This is a genomic window from Psychrobacter urativorans, assembly GCF_001298525.1.
Lineage (GTDB): Bacteria > Pseudomonadota > Gammaproteobacteria > Pseudomonadales > Moraxellaceae > Psychrobacter > Psychrobacter urativorans_A.
In genome coordinates this window covers 2175865-2198453 of sequence record NZ_CP012678.1, presented here as the reverse complement: position 1 = coordinate 2198453, position 22589 = coordinate 2175865, and the positions used below count along the sequence as shown (strand labels likewise).

The window sequence follows — 22589 nt, the reverse complement described above, 5'->3', positions numbered from 1 at the left end:
CCTTTTAAGTTATAACATTGCTGCTAAACCATCATATGATATTCATATGATTACTAAGTCTTGAGTAACTATATTGCTCTTTTTTCATAAAGGATAAAATACAATGACGCAGAAGATTACCAGTGACTTTGATCAGGACGCTTATCCTCGCGACCTCAAAGGCTACGGCAATAATCCACCAAAAGCAAATTGGCCAGGTGGGGCAAAAATAGCGGTTCAGTTCGTACTGAATATTGAAGAAGGCGCAGAAAATAGTGTCCTTCATGGCGATGGTCACTCTGAGCGCTTTTTATCTGACGTACTAGGTACGCCTGAATTTCTCAATCGTCACCAATCTATTGAGTCTGCCTTTGAATACGGTAGCCGCGTTGGGGTTTGGCGTGTACTAGACGTATTTAAAGAATACGGCTTACCTATTACTACCTTTACCTGCGCCACTGCTGCTGAAAAAACGCCGCATATTGTTGAGCGTATCTTGGAAGATGGGCATGAAGTTGCAAGCCACGGTTTGCGCTGGATTACTTATCAAGATATGTATCGTGAGACTGAACGTGAGCATGTACGTGCTGCCACTAAAATATTTGAAAGAATGCTTGGCGGACAGCCATTAGGTTGGTACACTGGTCGCGATAGTCCTAACACGCGTGAATTAGTTGCCGAACAAGGGGGTTATATCTATGACTCCGATTCATACGCCGACGAGCTCCCATACTGGCTTAACGTCAAAGTACAAGACGGCTGCAGTCTGACTCGTAAGCCGCATCTGGTTATTCCTTATACGCTTGAAACCAACGACATGCGTTTTTCTTCAAGCCCAGGATTTACCAACGCCGAACCGTTCTACCAATATCTCAAAGACAGTTTCGATACTCTATATGAAGAAGGCGCACATACGCCAAAAATGCTGACGATCGGTTTACACTGCCGTATCATTGGTCGTGCCGGTCGTATCACCGCATTAAAACAATTTTTAAAGTATATCACCAGCAAGCCTGACGTTTGGGTATGCCGCCGCGATGAAATCGCTAAGCACTGGTATGAAAATCATCCAGCCACTGCCGATAATACTGCAAACTGGATGTAATCCTAGACAGCTCGTTATTCATCTGTTTCAAAATCTTATCTAGCACTCTATATTTGTTTATCTAAACAAATATAGAGTATATGCGGATTAATCATATGACATAACCAGCAGTAAACTGCAAATGAACTGTCTGATTACGACTGCAAAAATCGTCACAAAAACCATAATTCTGTTATTGACCATTGAGGGTCTCTAACTTATAACTTAATAACGAAACCATTCCAGCCTATCATTCACGTGCGTGTTAACATCTTCCCTGATGGCGGTTTAAGCCGTGTACGCATGCGTGGTCAAGTAGCTGATACGGACACTCATTAAGGCGAAACCATGAAAACTACAATAATTGCAAAACCTTTAACTAAAGCTGCATTTGCTCCTTATGGCTCAGTGATTGAGCCTTATGATGATCAAGAAAAATGCCCTGAAAACAGTTGGGATATCAATCGCGGCTACGCTTGTCGCCATAACGCTATCTCAAAAGTTAGTCATGACGGCGGCGAAGTTGGTTTTAGTATTTTCCGTACCAAAAGACGTGATTGCCCCATTACCCTATCGGTTATGGAATATCATCCGTTTGGTACGCAAGCCTTCTTTTCTATAAATTCAACAGACTATATAGTTGTTGTAGCCAAAGCTGGTGAGCCACCTAAATCTGCTGATGATTTGGAAGTGTTTTATGCTCATTCGTATCAAGGCGTACAGTATGATGCCAATGTTTGGCATCACCCGCTACTAGCGCTAAAAGCGGATTGTGATTTCTTAGTTGTCGATCGTATCAATGGCGATGGTAATAACTGCTATGAATTCGAGATTGATGATTGGGAAGTTTGTGTCGATGTGTCTGCTGAGCAAGCTAAATCAGAGAGAGCAAAGGCTAATACTGTTTAGAAATTAAATAAGTAGTCTTTTGGTTATGCTCTAAAAAGCACACTGACAACACACATAGCAACAATTGTTATAAAAGACCGCCAAATCAAGCAGGCTGAAAGCTGGTTAAGAAACGGTTGCAGTGATCCCTACTAACAGTGCTATACGTTACTTTGAGATGCTTGAGACGAGAATAGAGCTTTCTTTATCTAATCGTTTTATCTTAGCAAGAGAGCTCAACAATTCAGGAGAAAATTGCTCATTATACGTACGATTTGCTATAATATGAGTATGATTTGCTATAAAAAACTGGTCAAAAAAACATCAAATGTTAAGGCAACATTTACCGATATTTTTAATTAGTGAAAGTCATTTTTTATTACTAATAATGGTTTGTATATAGTCTAAACTGCTCCCTGATTTGTAATGAATTAAGACCGTGCACACCCTTGCACGCAATGCCTTATCATCAAGTCGATGTTTTTGAATGTTAAAAATGCCTGCTTGACATCAATGATACTGGACTCGTGGTAGACAGAGCAATTTTACGTATTTCTAGTCAGCATATCTGCAACTGGTTACAGCACGGAATTTTAGATATATATTAAATTTCCGTGCGTCATTAAAAGAATGGCAGCCGTTATCGATAAACAAAATGAAAACGATCCAAACTACCCGGCTATGTCTAACGTCTAACAATTTTGACAATAGCTTAGTCTTTCAAGCTGCATGTGATTTAGTGTTTAAAGGAAAGTCCCAGCCAAACGGATATACCTCTCCTTTGCTCAACGATTCAAATTCAAAGGTTCAAACACAAATTTATCGCAGCACAAAACCCCAACTAAGGAACATTAGCAATGACAACAAAAAGTACTTATTACGCACCAACTGGCGGATTGCCTCCACAAACACAATTACTATCTGACCGCGCTATCTTCACCGAAGCTTATGCGATTATCCCTAAACGTGTACTAACTGACATTGTGATCAGTTATTTACCTTTCTGGACAGGCATGCGCATGTGGGTGCTTGCACGTCCACTTTCAGGTTTCTCTGAAACATTCTCACAGTATATCGTCGAAGTTGAGCCTAATGGTGGCTCAGAAAAGCCTGAGCTAGATGCAAACGCTGAAGGTGTTGTATTCATCGTTGAAGGCGAAATGGATATCACTATTGAAGGTGAAGTGCATCATCTTGAATCAGGTGGTTATGCATTCTTACCACCTGGTTGCAAATGGTCATTGAAAAACAATAGCGACAAGCATGTTAAATTTCATTGGATTCGTAAAGCTTATCAACATTGTGAAGGTGTTGATGTGCCTGAAGCGTTTGTAACTAGCGACCATGATGTTGAAGCTATTGAGATGCCGGGTACTGGTGGCGTATGGACAACCACTAGATTTACAGAGCAGTCGGATATGCGTCACGACATGCATGTAAACATTGTAACTTTCCAACCAGGTGGCGTGATTCCATTTGATGAAACTCATGTCATGGAACATGGTTTGTATGTATTAGAAGGTAAAGCGGTTTATCACTTAAACGGTGAATGGGTAGAAGTTGAAGCAGGTGACTTTATGTGGCTACGTGCGTTCTGCCCACAGTCATGCTACGCTGGCGGACCTGGTCCATTCAGATACTTATTGTACAAAGACGTGAATCGTCATATGCCGTTCATTCGTCCAGTAAAATAAGCAAGATAAAGCTAAGGCTTTATATTGTTTTAGTACTACCGTTTTAATGCTATTAATGCTTATAAATATCAAAAGCCAGCTAATCGAGATTAGCTGGCTTTTTTGTGTTTGTAAGATAAGTAAAATTTTCGCATGGGTGGCGCCTACTACCAACTAACTTTCAATACGCTGCAAAAATGCCTGTGTCCGTGGGTGCATTGATAACTCAAACATCTGCTCAGCGCTACCCTCTTCAACGACTTTACCATCTTCAATCAATACCACATGATCAGCAACGTCACGAGCAAATTTAATCTCGTGAGTGACGACCACCATCGTCCACCCTTCTGATGCTAACTGCTTCATGGTCTCTAATACGTCTTGTACCAACTCCGGATCTAATGCGGACGTGGGCTCATCAAATAATAACAAAGACGGCTCGATAGCAAGCGCGCGGGCAATACCAATACGCTGCTGCTGACCACCCGATAATTGAAACGGATACAGATCTGCCTTGTCTGACAATCCCACTTTAGCAAGTAATGCCAAGGCTTGTGTCCGACTTTCAGCTTTTGATTTTCCTTGAACGATCACGGGTCCTAAGGTTAAATTTTCCAGAGCAGTTTTATGCGGGAATAAATTGTAAGACTGAAATACCATGCCCGATTTACGCTGTAATGCAAGTAAGGTTTTTTTATTTGGCTTATTGGCAAAATCTACCGTTAGACTGCCATCATCAAAGGCAATCACGCCTTGATCAGGAATCTCTAACGCATTAATACAGCGTAAAAAAGTCGTTTTCCCTGAACCTGATGGTCCTAATATAACGATTACCTTACCTTTATGAATGGTCAAATCAATACCTTTTAGCACTTGATTGCTGCCAAAAGCTTTTTGAATATTAGTGATTTGAATCATAAACTTTCCTATTGTACCGATATTGGTGACTATATATAGCGAGTAATATAGAGCGAATCACTAAGAATTTATTTGGCAATATAACGATCTAATCGCGTCTCAAGCTTACCTTGGATAAAGGTTAGGAATAAACAGATGCCCCAATAAATAATCGCCGCTTCTGTATAGACCAGCATAAATTCATAATTACGGGCGGTGATAATCTGTGCTTGTTTAAACAGTTCAGTAACTAAGACCAAAGACGCTAGCGAGGTATCTTTTACCAAACTGATAAAGGTATTGGATAATGGCGGTACAGATACCCGCAGCGCTTGTGGCAATATCACATGGCGAAAAGTTTGCAGATAAGTCAATCCTACCGTTGCACCCGCTTCCCACTGTCCTTTTGGAATCGACAAAATAGAGGCGCGTACCGTCTCTGACGCATAAGCACCAATATTAAGTGAAAAGGCAATAATTGCGGAGGGAAAAGGGTCTAACTTAACACCAATACTCGGCAAGCCATAAAAAATAATAAACAGCTGTACGAGCATTGGTGTACCACGAATAGCGGACACATAAACACGCGCTAGGCGATAAATAATCTCATGAAACCAGCCCACACGCGGCACAATACGGATGAGTGCCACACTCAGGGCAATACTCATTCCTATCGCAAAGGAAATCAATGCCAGCGGTATTGAATAATAAATACCGCCTTTTAGCATGGGCCAAAATGAAGTGATAACAATATGCGCCCGCTCAGGCGTCATAAATGGCAATAAGGCTAATAAATCAGCAAACACTGACGTTATAGTGGCTAGCATTAGTTTTGTTTGCTTATGTCAGCACCAAAGAATTCTTGGCTAATTTTAGTCAACGTGCCATCAGCTTTCAGGGCTGCCATCGCTTCATCGATTTTAGCGACTACGGCATCATCACCCTTACGCAATATCAAACCTGAACCACGCAGCTCACTTGCAGGGGCAACCAGTTTAATCTCAAGTCCACTGTTTGGAAATTTCTTTAAATAATCCAATACTGCCAGATTATCATTCATGGTAAAGTCAGCGCGACCTTGTTTGACCAATTCAACCGCTTGCGCCATACCATCAACAGGTACAATTTCTGCTTGGTAGCGTTCTGCTAGCTCGCCATAGTTACTGCTAAGCGATTGTGCTGAGCGCAAACCTTTTAACGCCTCCCACGAGCTATAACGATTATCTTCTTTTGGCGCTAACACGACCGCACCTGACCAGCTATATGCGGTGGCTTTGTCATACTTCGCCATACGTTCAGGCGTGGTTAGACTCACTTGGTTCGCGACCATATCAAAGCGTTTAGAATCCAAGCCTGCCAACATCGCATCCCACTGAGTTTCCTTAAAATCGACCTTAACGCCCATTTTATCAGCAACGGCACGCGTCACCTCAACATCATAGCCGGTAAGCTTACCGCTCTCATCATGATAAGTGAACGGTGGATATGTACCCTCTGTACCCACGTTAATCGTACCGCCACTGTTAACACGTTGCAGCAGCTCTGAGCCGCCATCTGCCGCATTATTAGTCGTATCAGCATCATTGGTATTGGACTGACTACATGCCGCAAGCAGTATCGTGCTAGCAGCGAGAGTTAATAAAGCGCGACGTTTCATAAGATATCCTTATACGAGTGAATGAGTAAGGCATTTAAAATAAATAACCAGCTAGCGACTATCAATGTCATCACTAAATACAGCTTAGGCTAGTTTTAGTAGTCTGGTTAGAATGATGTTAGGTTGCTCAATTTGAGGATTCCGCACTTGTTTTTCAAGAACAATATGAATTTAGCATTAAATTAACTTTCAAAATGAAGCTTAATTCAATGCTAAATGATAATTAATCTTTGAATATGACTAGCGGCACATTACTAAATGACCCAAAAAGTATCAAAGCTGCTTTATTGTTTCTATACTATCGCAAATGGAATATAAGAAACGTACAAAAACAGTGAGTATGCTTAAGATTATCGTCTTTCTCTAGCAGAATACGATAAAGCATCTGCTAACTATTATTAACAGATACTATTTATCCTAATTTTCTGTGTAGTCAATCAATTTTACCGCTCTGTTTCAGCAATTACTTTTTTAATAACCTTATTATTTTTTAGATAAAAAAATACCGCGCCTATCAACAATGGATAGACGCGGTATCAGTCAACTATCAGCTCTTAATAGAGCAAACTCAATATCTTAGTTTAAGATACCGTATGCCACTAGTGCATCTGCAACACGCTTGAAGCCAACCATGTTTGCGCCAGCCATATAGTCAATATAGCCGTTATCTGTCTGACCATATTGCTCTGATGCTTTCGCAGCGCTGTCATGAATGTCTTTCATGATACATTTTAAACGCTCATCCACTTCTTCAAACGTTTGATACTGACGTACAGAGTTCTGTGACATCTCAAGCGCTGATACTGCAACACCGCCTGCATTAGCGGCTTTACCTGGTGCATAATGCACACGATGTAAGCGAACATAATCAATCGCTTCAGCGGTTAATGGCATATTAGCACCTTCAGCAATATACTTGATGCCATTTTCAACCATTAATTTGGCATCATCTTCATCAACTTCGTTTTGTGTGGCTGATGGAATCGCAATGTCACCTTTGATATGCCATGGTTTTTGCTTAGCCAGCCATTCACCACCAAACACATCAACATACTCTGCTAAAGGTTTGCTTTGTTGCTTTTGCAATTTTAACCAGTCGATTTTCTGTTGATCCATCCCTTTTTCATCATACAAAGTACCTTGTGAATCAGATACGGTCAGTACAATAGCCCCCAACATATGCGCTTTTTCTGCGGCATGTAGTGAGACGTTACCAGCACCGGATACCAATACTTTTTTGCCTTTAATATTGTCTTTTTGAGCTGCAAGCATACTTTCTAAGAAATATACCGCGCCGTAACCAGTCGCTTCAGTACGCATTAAGCTACCGCCAAAGCCCACGCCTTTACCGGTAATTACACCAGTAGACTCGCGCGTTAGGTTTTTATACATGGCATACATATAGCTGACTTCACGACCACCGACACCGATATCACCAGCGGGTACGTCAATGTCTTTATTCACATAATGATATAGCTCACGCATAAAGGCATAGCAAAAACGGCGAATTTCGTTCTCAGATTTGCCTTTAGGATCGAAGTCAGAACCGCCTTTACCGCCGCCGATTGGCAAGCCAGTTAATGCGTTTTTGAAGATTTGTTCAAAGCCTAGGAATTTTAGAACCGATTGAGTAACCGTAGGATGGAATCTGAGACCGCCTTTATAAGGACCTAAGGCGTTGTTGAACTGGACGCGCCAACCGCGGTTAACTTGAACTTCACCTTTATCATTTTCCCAGTTAATACGGAAAGCCACAACACGATCCGGCTCTACTAAACGTTCAAATATTTTTAAGGTTTCATATTCAGGATGCGCTTCATATAAAGGCTTGATGGTAATGGCAACTTCTTTTACTGCTTGAATAAATTCAGGTTGATGCGCGTATTGGGCTTCAATTTTCTTGATGGCTTCACTGATACTCATATATCTTCCTTAGCTATGGAACGAGGTGGTGTACTGAATAACATCCGGGTAATATTGCGTGACAATATACTACAATATGACAAATACCGGTGCAGTATTAAAGAGCCAACTTTTGACTTGACGCAGAATCGGTGGAGACAGACTTAAATACAAGCTGACTCGCTAACCCATTGACGGGTGCACAACGCTATCGTCTATAGCTAAGAATAGGTCACTATAGACAGCTCTCTGGACTACAATTCGTAGATAAATGAGAACATTACAATAACATGAATAGCACGTGAAAGGAGTTTTATGGGTAGACACTTGACTTTGCCTATTTAATTTACAGCGCTGACCAAAAATGTCAATAAATTTTATTAAAAAAATATGATTTGTTACTTATTAAAAAATAGTCATTGGCAAATCTACAATCCCAATAAACGACTTTTGTTTTTAGATTTATCTGAGTGTCATTATAAAAGGTAATATTCAGCCTTTAAACACTATATTTATCTGATTTTTACGGTTTCGTTAAAAATAGCATATCAATGCGCTTAGCAAGGTCTTATACTACACAACCTTGGATAGATTGTAACTTTTGAGTATTATCAATAGTTAGTTTGTATCCATTCAACAATTCGTCATAGAGAGAAAGATATGCGCACAGACTCGTTTCAACAAATCTTAGAAGACTTAAACAACTCATCGGCAGACGTTGAAGCTTCAGCCCTCATTTCGACTGACGGTCTTATGATTGCTTCGGCTTTACCGATAGGTGTGGATGAAGATAGAGTGGGCGCGATGTCAGCGGCATTGCTGTCACTAGGAGATCGTGCGGGTCGTGAATTGGCACGTGGTGCTATTGATCGCATTATGATTCAAGGCGAAAAGGGTTCGGTGATTATGACATCATCAGGCGACGAAGCTGTTTTGACCATTATGGCAAAACCAAACGCTAAGCTTGGCTTAATCTTCCTAGATATTAAACGCGCCTCTGAAGCCTTGTCAAAACTGCTTTAATAACGTTGCTTTAATAACGTTGCTTTAATAAATAAATTACTTTAACAAATAAAACACTGGCTTTATAAGACAGAAGTGATGAAGGGCATTTATTGCTTCTGCATAGTGGCTCAAGTTTGTGACTTTATACCATGTTATTAGAAATACACACTTATAATGTGGTTATTGGTCGGTTATAAGTATGCATTTACCCAACATAGTGTTACGGTAGCGTAAGAAAGTGCTAGATAGTAAACAACACTTTCTGTAATACTCACTTAATAATAATTATTACAACAATGAATAAAGGAGATTATTATGGGTTCTCCACTTCCTGATGCCAATAAGCCTGATATGCCATCTGAGCAAATCACCTTAACTTATCATGATGGAACCTCAAGAATTGTTTATGATTCTGGTGTTGAACGTCCTTATCCCGATGGCAAGCTCATTGTTTCACGTACCGATTTAGACGGTATTCTGACACACGTTAATGATGCTTTTGTGGAAATTAGTGGTTACGGTGTTGACGAGCTTATCAGCCAGCCACAATCTATTTTGCGTCATCCGGATATGCCCAAAGCGGCATACAAGGATTTATGGGCAACTGCTGAGTCTGGGCAAAAATGGCATGGCTATGTCAAAAACTTGTGCAAAGATGGTAGTCATTATTGGGTGTACGCAACGGTCGTGCCCAATGTACGCCACGGCAAAACCGTGGGTTATACCTCAGTACGCCGTAAGCCATCACGCAGCAAGATTGAAGCCGCTATCGCGCAATATGCTGATATGAAACAAAACGAGGAAGGATAAATCATGACGACGCATAATATGTTAATCGCCCCTGATTTTTCGCCTGAGCGTTTTGCAGGCTGGCATATGTTTAATATCTTAATTCAAAAACGTGCCAATTTAAACATGCACTTGAATATGCCCGCCTCTCATGCTGAGCAAGAAGCACTGATTGACGCAGGCGACATTCAAGTCATCTACGCCAATCCTTTTGATGCTGCCACGCTTATCCGTGAGCAAGGCTACCGAGCGGTTGCGCGTCCTATCGGCAAATCTGATGAGATGGTAATTGCGGCTTCGGCAAATAGCGACATCAATTGCTTGGAAGATTTGACTGCGGGCTCGACCATCTCTATGGCAAATAACCGTGATGTGAAGCTCATTGGTTTACGCTTGCTTGAAGCGGTTGATTTGGAAGAAGCTGACCTTAACTGGACAGTGACCGAAACTTATCAAGCAGCAGCGCGTCAAGTTATCAAAGGTGACTCTCAAGCAGGCTTCTTTTTGGCTGAAGTTTTTCATAGCTTTTCACGCCTCACTAAGACTCAGCTTAATGTGCTTATTGAGAGTGATTTGGCAGATATCAGTCATGTACTGCTTATTAAAGAGGATTTCCCTGATACCGAAATTCTAATGAATGCCATTCTAAATTTGCATAACGATGACGATGGTAAAGAAGCCTTGACTGAACTTGGTATGCCTCAAGGTTTTGAGCCGATGAGTGAAGAAGATGCAGAGTTTATGCTAGATTTGATGGAAACGTTGATGGATTAACCATTTAAACGGTTATTGCATGACTTTTTGAATAGATGATTTAAATAGATCATTTGAATAGATCATTTGAATAGATCATTTGAATAGATCATTTGAATAGATAAAAAGTTATCCATAAATGCTGGTCGTTAATTGATTGTTGGTAATGATTGAGTGTTAGTAATGATTCATTGTTGCTAATGATTAATTATTAACTAACAATCACTGATAAGCGTTTATGGATAATGTCTTGATAAACCATAGGTTACACGCCTCACCCACGTATTTTTATGATAACGATTGATCATAACGGCTTGCCATCATTATGGCAGCTCTCATCACCTACAGCACTGACCTAAGATATAAAGGATACCGTCATGGCCGACTTACCTGCGACCGATGAGAGTGAACTGGCAGCACGCAAAGCCTTTCGCTATTTCTCTCGCAAGATATTCGTTGTTCCTAATAACCGCTATTATCATGAGCAGCGTATCAATGCCGCCTTACTATTAAATGAAAAAGAACCATTGCAAGGCGCAATGGCTGACTTTTTCTACGCTTGTTGGTATGATATCCCTTATGACGTTGAGGAAATATTTGCACGCATCCAAGGACGCTTGCATCCACAGATAGAACAAGCTTTCCATAACTGTATTAATAAACTCGATTATATTAAATACAGCAGCGTTTTTGCTACCCGCTGGAGTGTATTGGTGACACCATCGCTCAATGTCGATACACACCGTTTGCGTATCAGTAGTGACGATGCGAAAGAAGTTGCCAAAAATATTACCAATGAGCTAATGGAAGCACGTGATAACGAGCATTGGCATACGATTGAACAAATTGAACATGAGTTTTTTGCACATTGCTTAGCCTGTAACGATCGCCTCGCTTTCTCGATTGTTTGGTTCCGTTTAGGCAAAAGTGATTGGCAATTTAACGAGCGCTGGAGTGACTGCCAACAGCGTCTAGAACAAATAGGTGCAAGCCCAGAACCCTTATCTACAGCCACGGCTGAAACTAAAATAGCAATATAATAAAAGCCATAAAATAAAAACAGTACTGGCGCATATCCAATCACGTCTTTAAAAGTAAGTCGTTAATCAAACCTAGCAAATGAATAGTCATGCACATCACTTACCATTTGCGTTAACGCTCTCTTTAAGACTTTTAACAAGGTAGCTTTTATGTCGATTTTTGATAATGCTGACAAAACTTATATTACCCTGACTCCTGCTGGCGTGTTTGAAGCATTTTCGCAAAATGAGCCGACGGCGATGCAGCTGGCATTGCAAGCTTTACTATCATATCGCGAGACCATGCTGGTGGCAACGTGGCTGGAGGAATATCCTGAGCTATGGCTAGATGGTTTTGTGGAACAAGGCTTTATTGAGAAGCTATCGACTTTTTTACCTGCCCCAAACTTACCACTGGATCAGTTTTTACCTTACGTGGTTGCCAGCTTATCCGGTAAACGCCGTGCTGCTATTGCTTCAGACGAGGGCTTTTGCTTGGCACGTATTGGCTATAGTCAGGAAGAAGCGGATATGCTCAGTGTGGCAGCGGCGGATTTCTCAGGTTTTATGCTGCGTCAAAAGCAGCGTGGTTGGTCATTAGGCAGTCGTGCGATTTCATTCTTTCAACAAGTGGATTTATTAATACCTGAAACTAGCTTTGTGTTCTTATGGATTGATAATGATGGCTACGCGCTGATTATCGATGGCGAGCCGTTAACCAATAATCGCGCCTTCGTTGAGCTGATTTGGGGTATTAAAACCTCAGGACTGAAATTTGAAAGCTAGTCGATTTAAAAGCTAAGCCGTTTAATTATTAAAGTTTTTAAGCAAAGTCTGTTTTTTATGGTTTAATTCGCTTTGCCATGCTTGCTGAGTAATCTTATACAAAACCTGCTCAGCAAGGACATGGTTTGGTGGCAGCGCAGGATGATGAAAGTTATCCTGCGTATCAGTCATACCGATACGCTCCATCAGCCGTTGTGAGCGCTTATTGATAACCGCAGTGAAGGCAACAACTTCATCAAGTGCCAACGCCTCAAAAGCAAACTTTAAAGCCGCTTTTGCCGCTTCAGTCGCATAGCCCTGCCCCCAATAGTCCTTGTGCAGTCGCCAAGCCATCTCAACGCAAGGTGCAAACACCATATCTGTATGCGTCTGATTTAAGCCCACAAAACCGATAAAGGCATCGCTCTTTTCTAAACCGTCTTTTAGACTGACCGCCCAAAATCCCCAACCCTTATCTTGAATAAGCTGCTGGCATTTATGCGCAATCATATCACTCACTACCGTAGATAATAGCTTAGGGAAATATTGCATAACCTCTGGATCGGCATTCATCTCAGCAAATATCGCAAAATCACTTGGCTGCCATTGACGCAAATAAAGACGTTCTGTTTCTAATGTTGATACAGTCATAAAACTCAATCCCCACCTAATCTGTATTAAACATTAACGTTATATTTTAAATCTCGTGCCTCATCACCCGTCATACCGCGAAAGCCCCAACAATGCGCTGGCTGCTCTTTTATAGTGATTTCAATATCTATCGGTAAGATGCCAACCTGTAACTCAATCTGTTGAAATAATGCTTTAATCAGTGCTTTTTTGGTGGCAACCGTACGCCCTTGCATCATATTAATCTCGATAACGGTATAAGCGGCGGTTCTACCTTCAGGATAGTAAAAATCGTCAGCATCCAAAGGAATAAAGCGTTGGGCGCGTTTGTCTTCGGGCAATCCTAACACCGAGTGCATACAGCTATGAATCACGTCGGATAGTTGGGCTTTAATAGGATTAAGGTGTTCTTTTATGCCATAGATAACAATCATAATAAACTCTCTAATGAATATAAAAATAAACAATTGTGGCGATAATTAGTTTTAATATCAATCGCTTATTTTAGTTATTAATCACTAAATGGAATGCTTAATAATAAGGGTTTAATGGGCGCGTTTCTGTCTGTACGCAGGCTATCTGTTACACTCTCCTATCAACATTAAAATATTTCGCATTTAGATATAGATGAAATTTTCATTAGAGAATGAATATGAGTAAAGACAAGTTAATAAAACTATCAGATGAAGCAGAAGTGATGGTTTTGGATCAGCTCAGAGATTATATGTCAGAAGAGTTTGAGCTTGATATTGGTAATTTACCGGCTAAATTTTTATTAGATTTTATTATTGAAACGCTGAGTCCACATTTATATAACCAAGTGGTTGATGATATGGAGCCGTGGTTATACGATAGATTTACGGGTATCTTAGAAGATATGCACAGCGTTAAAAAAGATTAGTTCTTTAAATATTTAAAGATAAATCTATTAAAATGAAAAATGCTGCCCGATAAAGGACAGCATTTTTATTACTTTTTATAAAGCCGTAAGCGTTACTTACTATTTATCAAAATGAATAACGGTACGAATACTTTTGCCTTCATGCATTAAGTCAAATGCTTCGTTGATGCCCTCAAGCGGCATGGTGTGGGTGATAAAATCTTGCAATGGAATCTCACCTGCCAAGTAACGCTCAACGTAACCAGGTAATTCTGAACGACCTTTTACGCCACCAAATGCTGAACCGCGCCAGACGCGACCAGTCACTAGCTGGAATGGACGGGTTGAGATTTCTTTACCCGCGCCCGCAACGCCAATAATGACCGACTCGCCCCAACCTTTATGACAACATTCAAGTGCTGAGCGCATGATGTCGACGTTGCCAATACATTCAAACGAGTAATCAACACCGCCATCTGTTAATTCAACAATAACGTCCTGAATTGGCTTGTCATAATCTTTTGGATTGATGCAATCAGTTGCGCCAAGCTTTCTTGCTAGCTCAAACTTGCTTTCGTTAATATCAATGGCGATGATACGACTGGCTTTTGCCATTGCCGCACCAATGACCGCAGATAGTCCGATACCGCCGAGACCAAAGATAGCGACGGTTGCGCCCTCTTCAACTTTTGCGGTATTCATTACCGCGCCCATGCCGGTAGTCACGCCACAACCGAGTAGACAGACTTCTTCTAACGGCGCTGATTTATTAACTTTGGCTAAAGAAATTTCTGGTAAAACGGTATATTCAGAGAAGGTTGAGCAACCCATATAGTGATAAATCGGCTGACCGTCTTTATAAAAACGGGTCGTGCTATCAGGCATTAAGCCTTTACCTTGGGTTTCACGTACAGCTGAGCATAGATTGGTTTTGCCTGAGGTACACATTTTACATACGCCACATTCTGCGGTGTATAACGGAATCACATGGTCACCAACTTGGACGCTGGTCACGCCTTCGCCGATTTGCTCAACGATACCGCCGCCTTCATGACCTAAAATCGCAGGAAAAACGCCTTCTGGGTCTTCACCAGATAAGGTATAAGCATCCGTATGACACACGCCACTGGCGATGATTTTTACCAATACCTCGCCTTTGCGCGGCAACATAACATCCACTTCTTCGATGGATAAAGGTTGGTTGGGTCCCCACGCAATGGCGGCTTTAGATTTAATAAATTGGTCTGACATAACAATCCTTATTTTTTTGATAGTTAAATTTTTAACACTTTAGATTTTGATAATAATCAGTATCGCCTATTAAACATGGGCAAGGTGCTAATTTCAATGGCTTTATAGTGAGCAGATTTTAGTCGTTATATACTGACGTTAGCATAAGCTAAAATATATTCTAGTTCATACGACCATTTTATACTGTTTCTACATTAATGATAATATACTGTCATTGCGAATATCTTATATTGTCTTATACATTATTTATCTTTGTTATTCTCAATGATACCTGCCCTCTTTTTGAGCGCTAATTGAGCATAATACCGCTAAAATTTAAACAAAAACTGGCAACTTTATATGGAGTTTTACTCTCTTACTACTTATCTTACTATTGCGCCGTTTGAGTTTGCACTCTCGTATTTTGAGAGACATATTATTTAATGTCATGTCAGTCCATCTAATCACTCTTACAAGAGAACTATTTTATTATGTTAGAGATATTCTTATTGGCGTTAGCACTGGCGGCAGATGCATTTGCAGCCGCGATTGGTCTTGGCGCGACGCATCAAAACGAGGCTAAATCACAGTTTTTAAAAATGGCGTTGCTGATTGGGTTATATTTTGGCGTGGCGCAAGGGCTGATGCCACTGATTGGCTATGCACTTGGATTTACCATGCTCGGTTGGTTGGCTGACGGGGCTTCTTGGATTGCCTTTCTGATACTCGTCGCCCTTGGCATCAAGATGCTGTATGAATCACGCTCCGTTAATGACGATGATATGCGGATTAATCTAAGCCATCGGACGTTGCTGTCATTAGCCATAGCCACCAGTATTGATGCCATGGCAGCGGGTTTTACGTTAAACCTATTGTCCATCAATGCCTACTTAGCCTGTCTCATTATTGCGCTCACCACCGCAATTTTAAGTATTTTGGGCGCATATATAGGACAAAAATCAGGAACTTGGCTGGGCAGTTGGGCAGAAGCGCTGGGCGGCTTGGTGCTGATAGCCATTGGAATAAACATGGTGATTTAATGCCACGTTCAAGATCACACTGGCTGTGATTCTATTTTAAAATCGTCTTAGACACGTTAGCTTAACCCTGTACGAAATAAAGTACCCACAATCACAAAGCTTACTGATAACAGGGTAATTAAAATAATATTGATTGAGAATGCGTTCAAGGTGCTTGCAGATAAGGTTGGAATCACGCGAAAGCGAGCATGTAACGCGACGAGAATAGTCGCCACTAATAATGATATTTTAAGAGTAATTAACTTGCTAATATCATTATCAAAGGCAAACCACGCGCCAAAATCAGGTATTAATCTGTGCGCCATCCACAATCCAGTGAGAACTTGCACCACTAAAGCAGGTATGCCGACCTTTTCAAAATTCTGCTCAAACTGCAGCAGCATATCGAGGTTACGCGTAGATAGGGTTTTGGGTAAAATCACCAAAGATAAAATTAAATGACCACCTGTCCAAATAGTCGCTCCTAATAAATGCATGATGAGCACATAATTAATCATAATATTAAATTCCACAAAAAAGGCGCTTGGAGCTATTGATAATAACGAGTGCAAAAAATCAAACAATTATATAATCAGTAATAAGTTAACGCTGCTAAATCCTCAAGAAATATAGAGACTTTTATTAACGCTGAATCACTCTATTTACGCTTGCGATTAACGTCACCATTATCATTCCCATAACAATCAGAACGGCTGACATGATATGTGCAGTATCATAATTCAGCGCTTCTACTTGCTCATATATCGCGATAGAGATGACTTTTGTCTCACCAGAAATGCTACCGCCTATCATGAGTACCACGCCAAACTCGCCAATGGTATGCGCGAAACTAATGAGACTGCCAAGGACGATACCGACACGGGCTTGCGGTAGCGCCACTTTTATAAAGCATCTTAGACGACTCGGTTCTAATAAATGCGCCATTTCCAACACGCTTTTTGGAATACGTAAAAACTGCGCATAAACAGGCTGCACATAAAACGGTAGCGAATAAATAATAGAACCGATGACCAAACCTTCAAAGGTGAATATAAAGGTGCTGATATGATGCTCAGTCAGCCATTTCCCCAAGCCAGAGGTGGGACTCATCAGCAGCAATAAATAAAACCCAATGGCCGTGGGCGGCAATACCAAGGGCATGGCGATAACGCCCATCAATACAACCTTAATACGCCCAACAATATATCGACGGCTGGGTTTGGCGAGCCAGTAGGCTATCGGCGTAGCAAACAGTAATAAACATAAGGTCGTAATACTAGCAAGCTTAACGCTGACCCAAAATGGCGTCAACATCTCTGTTATCAAGGCTTGAGCCATCATATAAATTGCCCATTACCAACATTATCTCTATTGCGCATTATCTCACTTCTAAATAGCCCGCTTTGGCAAAATATTGCTGTCCTGTCGGGGATAATAAATAGCTGGTAAAGTCTGTTGCCACGGCAGCATCACTAATGACCACGCCAGCTTGCAAAATCGCTGGATAGGCATCAGCAGGTAAAATGTAGAATTGTTCAGGCGTGGCTTTAATCGCGATGACTTGCGACTGCGCCACAAAACCATAATCCACGCTGCCCGTATGCGCATATTGAAAAGCTTGACCGATATTTTCTGCCTGTATGATGCGTTTTTGGTTATTGAGGGTGTCATAGACATTTTGGGTTTGTAGATACGATTTTGCCGATTCACCATAAGGTGCAAGCTCAGGGTTGGCGATGGTAATTTTACTGGCTTTTTGACTGATAAGCAGCTCTGCTAGTGTGGCAGGTGTGAGCTTACTCACGGGTTTGGTCACGCTATAAACTGACAATTGACCTTGGGTATAAGTGAATGGTTTATGAGCCGTTGCAGTTGTTGGACGTTCTTTTACCCATTTTTCCGGAAATTCTTGATTGGCGGATAAAAAGAGATCATAAGGTGCACCCGCTTTGATTTGAGCATAAAGCTTACCGGAGGAGGCATAAGTAACCTCGATGTTCTGCTGAGGGAGGTTCCTATACACTTTATAACCTTCGATAACATTAGGGAGGACATCAGATAAGTTGGCAGCCGCAGCAATATGAATCGTTTGTGTATGTTCGGGAGTATCATTAATCGCAGCTTGGTCGACCGTATTATTGCTTTCTTTAGTACAAGCAGTCAGCGCTAACGCTAAGCAAGTAAAGCTGCTGAACGTTAACAGCACGTTTAATGCGGATGTAAAACACTGCATTGGATTTAGATTATCGCGATGAGCCCATGCATTAATTTTCATAGCCTACCCTATTTATAAATGCCTACAGATGATGGTTATAATTACAGTACAACACGAAAACGACTAAGCAAAAATAGCTTACTAACCACCTTTACTTAGCCGTTATTACTTTACCTTTACTAAATTAGCAGTGCTACTCAACCATTGTTACTCAGCCATTTAGAGGGCTTATCTTCGTAATATTCTTGCTTCCAAATGGGAATGTCTGCCTTAATAGTGTCCAGTATCCAACGACAAGCGTCAAATGCAGGGTAACGATGTGCCGAAACCACCCCAATCCATACCGCGATATCGCCGATCTCTAACGCGCCAATACGGTGAATGGCGACAGCATGGGTAATGTCAAATTTAAGCTTGGCTTCTTCGATGATTTGCCGACCTTGATTAATGGCTAATGCTTCGTAGCCATAATAACTTAAGCGCTCAACGCTCGTGGCATTATTATGATTACGTACGCGCCCTTCAAAGCTCGCAAACGCCCCGCAGCTGTCGTCATCGAGCATTGCTTTAAGTCTACTCTCGTCAATAGCGATATCGAGTAACGCAAAACCATCACGCTGAGCGATTGTATAAGCATCATCAACGCTACGTTTGATACGCATAGATTGACTGTGTACGTCCTTGCTTTCATTTTCTATATCAGCATTTATATGCATACTATTTACGCTATCGTTCATGATTAACCACCTGCTACCGGTAAAATAAACACCACATTATCGCCATCATTAAGCACTTCTATCCACTTCACGAAGTAATCATTTACCGCGACCCGTAATTCGGATTGGGGACGGCTAAAACGATGCTTTTGACTTAACTGCTCGTATAAATCAGTGAGCGAGGTGGACTTTTGAACAGTGATTTTTTCTTCATGACAATTGGCTTCATCTGCTAAACCAGCAAAATATAAAACATTAATATCCATGGTGTTATCTATAGGACTATCTGTAATTTTTGTGGTAACGCTCATAGATTTCTCCTGTAGTCGCTATTTAATATGCTGTCATCAATTTGATGGATGGTAATAATCCGATTTGCCACCTGTTTTATTTATCAGGTGAATATTATCAATAACAATATCATGCGATAAGGCTTTGGTCATATCATATATCGTCAAACAGGCAATACTGACAGCGGTTAACGCTTCCATTTCGACACCGGTTTTATGCGTCACTTTTACCGTTGCCGTCACGGTGATTGCCTGAAGATTGTCGTCAAAAGTAAAGGTTAGATTAATCTTATCGAGCGGTAAAGGGTGACAAAGTGGAATCAAATCATGGGTACGCTTTGCCGCCATAATCCCCGCAATATGCGCAGTTTGGGTGATACTACCTTTTTTCGTCATGCCATCAGCCGCTTTAATCTTCTCATAAATATCTATGGGAAAACGCACTTGCCCGCTGGCATGCGCTTCTCTCGTCGTTGCGGTCTTGCCACTCACATCGACCATATTGATATCGCCATTAGCGTCTAAATGCGATAAAGATGACGTTAATTTAGCAGGTATATTTTGATCAGTATTGGTATTAGCGGTCATTGGCAAACTCTCATTATTTTATTTATCATAAAGTGTATCATTTGTCTAAAGTAGTACAAGCGCGCTTAAAGTCTTCAGGAGTATTTAAATTGGTAAGTGGCAGCCATGCTTGAGGTACGGGAACTGCTTGTGTAATAGGTTTAATAAATCGCATCACTTTTCGCTCACCACAGTCAATATAAGCACGTAATTCATGCTCAATACTTAATTGATAAAGCCCTAATAACGGATATAAATGCGCGTCATCTGTGAGACAAATGACCGACTTATCAGTTGCTTGAGCGCTAAAAGGTTGTAGCTTTTGCCAAAGCTCACTAGCCGGAATTAAACTATCACAACTGATGACCAGTAACCATGATTCTGATTTATTTTTTATTGGAGTAGAATCATTTAAGTTTACTAACGTTTGTAGTGCTGACTCAATTGCCACTAAAGCGCCGCCCGTATCATTTGGATTAGTCGTGATTGTAGTGTCGTAAACGGTAGAATCATAATCAGCAATATGAAAAATAGGTAATTTTGGATTATTTGCTAATAACTCGGAATCAACCGTAAAACCACGCGCATTATCCGCAATCATAATAGGCACATTTAACATAAGCGCTTGCCTGACATGATAGTTCAGTAAGGTTTCATTGGTAGGTAACATCAGCGCTGCTTTAGGCGAACCCATACGCTTGGACGCACCGCCTGCTAAAATTACCACACCCGCCAAACTATGTGACCCGTGTGACTTATCCGTACTATCAGTCATGGCTAGGATTGCTACGCATAAAGTGCGGTACAAAGTTGCACGGACGCGTACGGCTATCAAACTGCGCTTTTAATATATCTTCCCAACCAGTACGGCAAGCACCCGTTGAACCGGGCAAACAAAAAATACCGGTACTGTTTGCCATACCTGCAATCGCGCGCGACTGTATCGTTGACATACCAATATCATCTTTTGAGATTAAGCGGAACATTTCCCCAAAGCCATCAATCGACTTATCAAATAGGACAGTGACCGCCTCGGGCATACTGTCTCTGATAAAAAATCCAGTGCCGCCAGTTGTTATAACCGCATGTATTTTTGGATCAGCAATCCAACCGCTAATCACTGCACGAATCTGATAAATGTCATCGGTAATAATTTGACGGTCTGCCAAATGATGTCCCGCTGCCGTTAGACTGTCTGCTAAATACTGTCCTGAGGTGTCTTGCTCTAACGTGCGACTATCGGATACGCATAGCACCGCAATATTAAGCGGGATAAATTTGGCAATGGGCTTAGACATAGAGTTTCCTTAACGAAAATAATGATGAAAAACTTTAGTAGTAAATAGAAAAGTAGTTAACCGCCAATGATGGATAAATTATGCATGATACCGCTATTAGCTTCATGCAAATGATGATGCTCAGGCTTAATCGGCATAAAACTTTGTAGTGTTGTAATCAAACCCGCCACATCATTTTGGCGTAAGTAGTGACGAATATCGTAGTTGCCTTGGTCGAATAAACACAAATGCACTTTGCCAACACTACTCACGCGCAAACGATTGCAGTTGTCACAAAAGTGCGCGGCATACGGGGCAATCATACCAATACGCCCAAGATAATCCGGATGACTGTATTCTATCGCAGGACCATCGGCATGACCGCGCGCATTTGCCTGCCAACCGCGCGCTAATAAATAATCCGTAATACTATCGGCTTGGGCATGCTGCGCAAAAAATAAATCGCTATTATCACTGGTCTGCATAAATTCAATAAAACGATAAGTGACTGGACGAGTTTTGACATAATTCATGGCATCTAACAGATTTTGAAATGCTGTTTCTGCCATTAATACGCCATTTATTTTGAGCTTAATATCTGTCGTCTCTAACAACTTATCCATATTGCTCATTAATTGAGGCAATATATTAAAGCCGGTCATCTTATGAAAAATATTAGCATCAAAGCTGTCCATACTGATATTTAACTGATTTAATCCCGCACTTTGCCAATCGGCTAAATGTTTACCGAGCTTGTAGCCATTACTGCTCATCGCTACGGTTTTAATACCAGTAGTATTTTTAATAGTATCAATAATATCAACGACATCACGGCGAATAGACGGCTCACCGCCAGTAATGCGTACTTTTTCAGTGCCTACTTGCGCAAAGGCACGTATCAAAGTGGCAATTTCAGGCACGCTTAACTCTTCATCAGGACGCTTGCCCTGATAACCATTGGGCAAACAATATTCACAGCGAAAATTACAAACATCGGTAATGGATAAGCGCAGATAGGTCAAACGCCGTGAAAAACTATCCGTTAATTGCTGTTCATTATCACTATATGAGTCAGCAGGCGCTGTATCAGTAAGGCGGTTTGAAGACGTACTGGCAACAGAATCTACCAAAAAATCGCTACTCAAAGGACTGTGACCATCAACACTAACCGACGTTGCAACAGGCGTATATAATTGCGCGTTCTGTATTTTTGGGGCGTGATAGGTCATAGTATATTACCGTTCATCTTGCATCGCTGTGTAAATAATAACGTCACTATCATAATATCTAAAAGGCGTGGTTATGATGTTAAGAATGGTTGTTTATTAGGCGTTGCTGTTCATCAATTGTCATC

General features: G+C 41.1%; 27 protein-coding genes. 11 read left to right on the top strand and 16 right to left on the bottom strand.

Going from position 1 to position 22589, the window contains the following annotated elements; all coding sequences use genetic code 11:
* Positions 1 to 103: 103 nt before the first annotated feature.
* From puuE to AOC03_RS09445, 4 genes are all read left to right on the top strand, one after another.
* The gene (gene puuE / locus AOC03_RS09455; protein WP_062535413.1) at positions 104 to 1084 is read left to right on the top strand and encodes an allantoinase PuuE; all 981 of its coding nucleotides are present in this window, start codon (positions 104 to 106) and stop codon (positions 1082 to 1084) included.
* A gap of 237 nt (positions 1085 to 1321) precedes the next feature.
* Entirely contained in the window at positions 1322 to 1402 is an 81-nt protein-coding gene (locus AOC03_RS13050) for a hypothetical protein (protein ID WP_227514336.1), read from the top strand.
* 9 nt (positions 1403 to 1411) lie between these two features.
* A complete protein-coding gene (locus tag AOC03_RS09450) occupies positions 1412 to 1972 on the top strand; it encodes an ureidoglycolate lyase (RefSeq protein WP_062535411.1) in 561 nt (186 codons plus the stop codon).
* Positions 1973 to 2808: 836 nt separating this feature from the next.
* Positions 2809 to 3645 (top strand): bifunctional allantoicase/(S)-ureidoglycine aminohydrolase, encoded by an 837-nt coding sequence (locus AOC03_RS09445; RefSeq protein ID WP_062535409.1) that lies wholly within the window; start codon positions 2809 to 2811, stop codon positions 3643 to 3645.
* 153 nt (positions 3646 to 3798) lie between these two features.
* Here the strand turns inward: AOC03_RS09445 and AOC03_RS09440 are convergent, their stop codons facing one another.
* The 4 genes from AOC03_RS09440 to gdhA form a co-directional block, all read right to left on the bottom strand.
* Entirely contained in the window at positions 3799 to 4542 is a 744-nt protein-coding gene (locus AOC03_RS09440; protein WP_062535407.1) for an amino acid ABC transporter ATP-binding protein, read from the bottom strand.
* A 68-nt stretch (positions 4543 to 4610) separates the two neighbouring features.
* Positions 4611 to 5294: an amino acid ABC transporter permease gene (locus AOC03_RS09435; RefSeq protein ID WP_204247956.1), complete on the bottom strand. Its 684-nt coding sequence runs from the start codon at positions 5292 to 5294 to the stop codon at positions 4611 to 4613.
* A gap of 53 nt (positions 5295 to 5347) precedes the next feature.
* Positions 5348 to 6178, bottom strand: coding sequence for an amino acid ABC transporter substrate-binding protein (locus tag AOC03_RS09430; RefSeq protein ID WP_062535402.1), 831 nt, complete (start codon positions 6176 to 6178; stop codon positions 5348 to 5350).
* A 576-nt stretch (positions 6179 to 6754) separates the two neighbouring features.
* Positions 6755 to 8101, bottom strand: coding sequence for an NADP-specific glutamate dehydrogenase (gene gdhA / locus AOC03_RS09425; RefSeq protein WP_062535399.1), 1347 nt, complete (start codon positions 8099 to 8101; stop codon positions 6755 to 6757).
* A gap of 639 nt (positions 8102 to 8740) precedes the next feature.
* Between gdhA and AOC03_RS09420 the strand changes: the two genes are divergently transcribed.
* The 5 genes from AOC03_RS09420 to AOC03_RS09400 all read left to right on the top strand — a co-directional run bounded on the left by AOC03_RS09420 (position 8741) and on the right by AOC03_RS09400 (position 12432).
* Positions 8741 to 9103, top strand: coding sequence for a roadblock/LC7 domain-containing protein (locus AOC03_RS09420; protein ID WP_062535395.1), 363 nt, complete (start codon positions 8741 to 8743; stop codon positions 9101 to 9103).
* Between the two features lie 297 nt (positions 9104 to 9400).
* Positions 9401 to 9895, top strand: coding sequence for a PAS domain-containing protein (locus AOC03_RS09415; RefSeq protein ID WP_062535393.1), 495 nt, complete (start codon positions 9401 to 9403; stop codon positions 9893 to 9895).
* 3 nt (positions 9896 to 9898) lie between these two features.
* Positions 9899 to 10648, top strand: a complete 750-nt coding sequence (locus tag AOC03_RS09410; protein ID WP_062535391.1) for a PhnD/SsuA/transferrin family substrate-binding protein — start codon at positions 9899 to 9901, stop codon at positions 10646 to 10648.
* A gap of 356 nt (positions 10649 to 11004) precedes the next feature.
* Positions 11005 to 11667, top strand: coding sequence for a hypothetical protein (locus tag AOC03_RS09405; protein WP_062535389.1), 663 nt, complete (start codon positions 11005 to 11007; stop codon positions 11665 to 11667).
* Between the two features lie 150 nt (positions 11668 to 11817).
* Entirely contained in the window at positions 11818 to 12432 is a 615-nt protein-coding gene (locus AOC03_RS09400) for a hypothetical protein (RefSeq protein ID WP_062535388.1), read from the top strand.
* A gap of 21 nt (positions 12433 to 12453) precedes the next feature.
* Here the strand turns inward: AOC03_RS09400 and AOC03_RS09395 are convergent, their stop codons facing one another.
* Both AOC03_RS09395 and AOC03_RS09390 read right to left on the bottom strand, forming a co-directional pair.
* The gene (locus AOC03_RS09395) at positions 12454 to 13062 is read right to left on the bottom strand and encodes a GNAT family N-acetyltransferase (RefSeq protein ID WP_062535386.1); all 609 of its coding nucleotides are present in this window, start codon (positions 13060 to 13062) and stop codon (positions 12454 to 12456) included.
* Positions 13063 to 13088: 26 nt separating this feature from the next.
* Positions 13089 to 13475, bottom strand: a complete 387-nt coding sequence (locus AOC03_RS09390; protein WP_062535384.1) for a tautomerase family protein — start codon at positions 13473 to 13475, stop codon at positions 13089 to 13091.
* Between the two features lie 218 nt (positions 13476 to 13693).
* On the opposite strand from AOC03_RS09390, the gene AOC03_RS09385 reads away from it, so the two are divergent.
* Positions 13694 to 13942: a DUF2164 domain-containing protein gene (locus AOC03_RS09385; RefSeq protein ID WP_062535382.1), complete on the top strand. Its 249-nt coding sequence runs from the start codon at positions 13694 to 13696 to the stop codon at positions 13940 to 13942.
* Positions 13943 to 14041: 99 nt separating this feature from the next.
* On the opposite strand, the gene AOC03_RS09380 is transcribed toward AOC03_RS09385, so the two are convergent.
* A complete protein-coding gene (locus AOC03_RS09380) occupies positions 14042 to 15172 on the bottom strand; it encodes an S-(hydroxymethyl)glutathione dehydrogenase/class III alcohol dehydrogenase (RefSeq protein ID WP_062535380.1) in 1131 nt (376 codons plus the stop codon).
* A gap of 470 nt (positions 15173 to 15642) precedes the next feature.
* Between AOC03_RS09380 and AOC03_RS09375 the strand changes: the two genes are divergently transcribed.
* On the top strand, positions 15643 to 16191 hold the full coding sequence (locus AOC03_RS09375) for a manganese efflux pump MntP family protein (protein ID WP_062535377.1): 549 nt from the start codon (positions 15643 to 15645) through the stop codon (positions 16189 to 16191).
* A gap of 56 nt (positions 16192 to 16247) precedes the next feature.
* Here AOC03_RS09375 and AOC03_RS09370 read toward each other — a convergent pair whose 3' ends face one another.
* From AOC03_RS09370 to moaA, 9 genes are all read right to left on the bottom strand, one after another.
* Positions 16248 to 16688, bottom strand: coding sequence for a CopD family protein (locus tag AOC03_RS09370; protein WP_062536679.1), 441 nt, complete (start codon positions 16686 to 16688; stop codon positions 16248 to 16250).
* 124 nt (positions 16689 to 16812) lie between these two features.
* Positions 16813 to 17511 (bottom strand): molybdate ABC transporter permease subunit, encoded by a 699-nt coding sequence (gene modB / locus AOC03_RS09365; RefSeq protein WP_062535375.1) that lies wholly within the window; start codon positions 17509 to 17511, stop codon positions 16813 to 16815.
* 37 nt (positions 17512 to 17548) lie between these two features.
* Positions 17549 to 18445, bottom strand: coding sequence for a molybdate ABC transporter substrate-binding protein (gene modA / locus AOC03_RS09360; protein WP_084785830.1), 897 nt, complete (start codon positions 18443 to 18445; stop codon positions 17549 to 17551).
* 137 nt (positions 18446 to 18582) lie between these two features.
* Positions 18583 to 19122, bottom strand: a complete 540-nt coding sequence (locus AOC03_RS09355; protein WP_157049307.1) for a molybdopterin synthase catalytic subunit — start codon at positions 19120 to 19122, stop codon at positions 18583 to 18585.
* Between the two features lie 2 nt (positions 19123 to 19124).
* On the bottom strand, positions 19125 to 19412 hold the full coding sequence (locus AOC03_RS09350; protein ID WP_062535373.1) for a MoaD/ThiS family protein: 288 nt from the start codon (positions 19410 to 19412) through the stop codon (positions 19125 to 19127).
* Between the two features lie 36 nt (positions 19413 to 19448).
* Positions 19449 to 19979: a cyclic pyranopterin monophosphate synthase MoaC gene (moaC, locus tag AOC03_RS09345; RefSeq protein WP_062535372.1), complete on the bottom strand. Its 531-nt coding sequence runs from the start codon at positions 19977 to 19979 to the stop codon at positions 19449 to 19451.
* 37 nt (positions 19980 to 20016) lie between these two features.
* Positions 20017 to 20733, bottom strand: coding sequence for a molybdenum cofactor guanylyltransferase (gene mobA, locus AOC03_RS09340; RefSeq protein ID WP_062535369.1), 717 nt, complete (start codon positions 20731 to 20733; stop codon positions 20017 to 20019).
* Positions 20726 to 21256 carry a molybdenum cofactor biosynthesis protein B gene (gene moaB, locus AOC03_RS09335; RefSeq protein WP_062535367.1) on the bottom strand — a complete coding sequence of 177 codons (531 nt, stop codon included), beginning with the start codon at positions 21254 to 21256 and terminating at the stop codon, positions 20726 to 20728. Before moaB ends, mobA begins: the two co-directional genes overlap by 8 nt.
* A 56-nt stretch (positions 21257 to 21312) precedes the next feature.
* Entirely contained in the window at positions 21313 to 22464 is a 1152-nt protein-coding gene (moaA, locus tag AOC03_RS09330) for a GTP 3',8-cyclase MoaA (RefSeq protein ID WP_062535365.1), read from the bottom strand.
* Positions 22465 to 22589 lie beyond the last annotated feature (125 nt).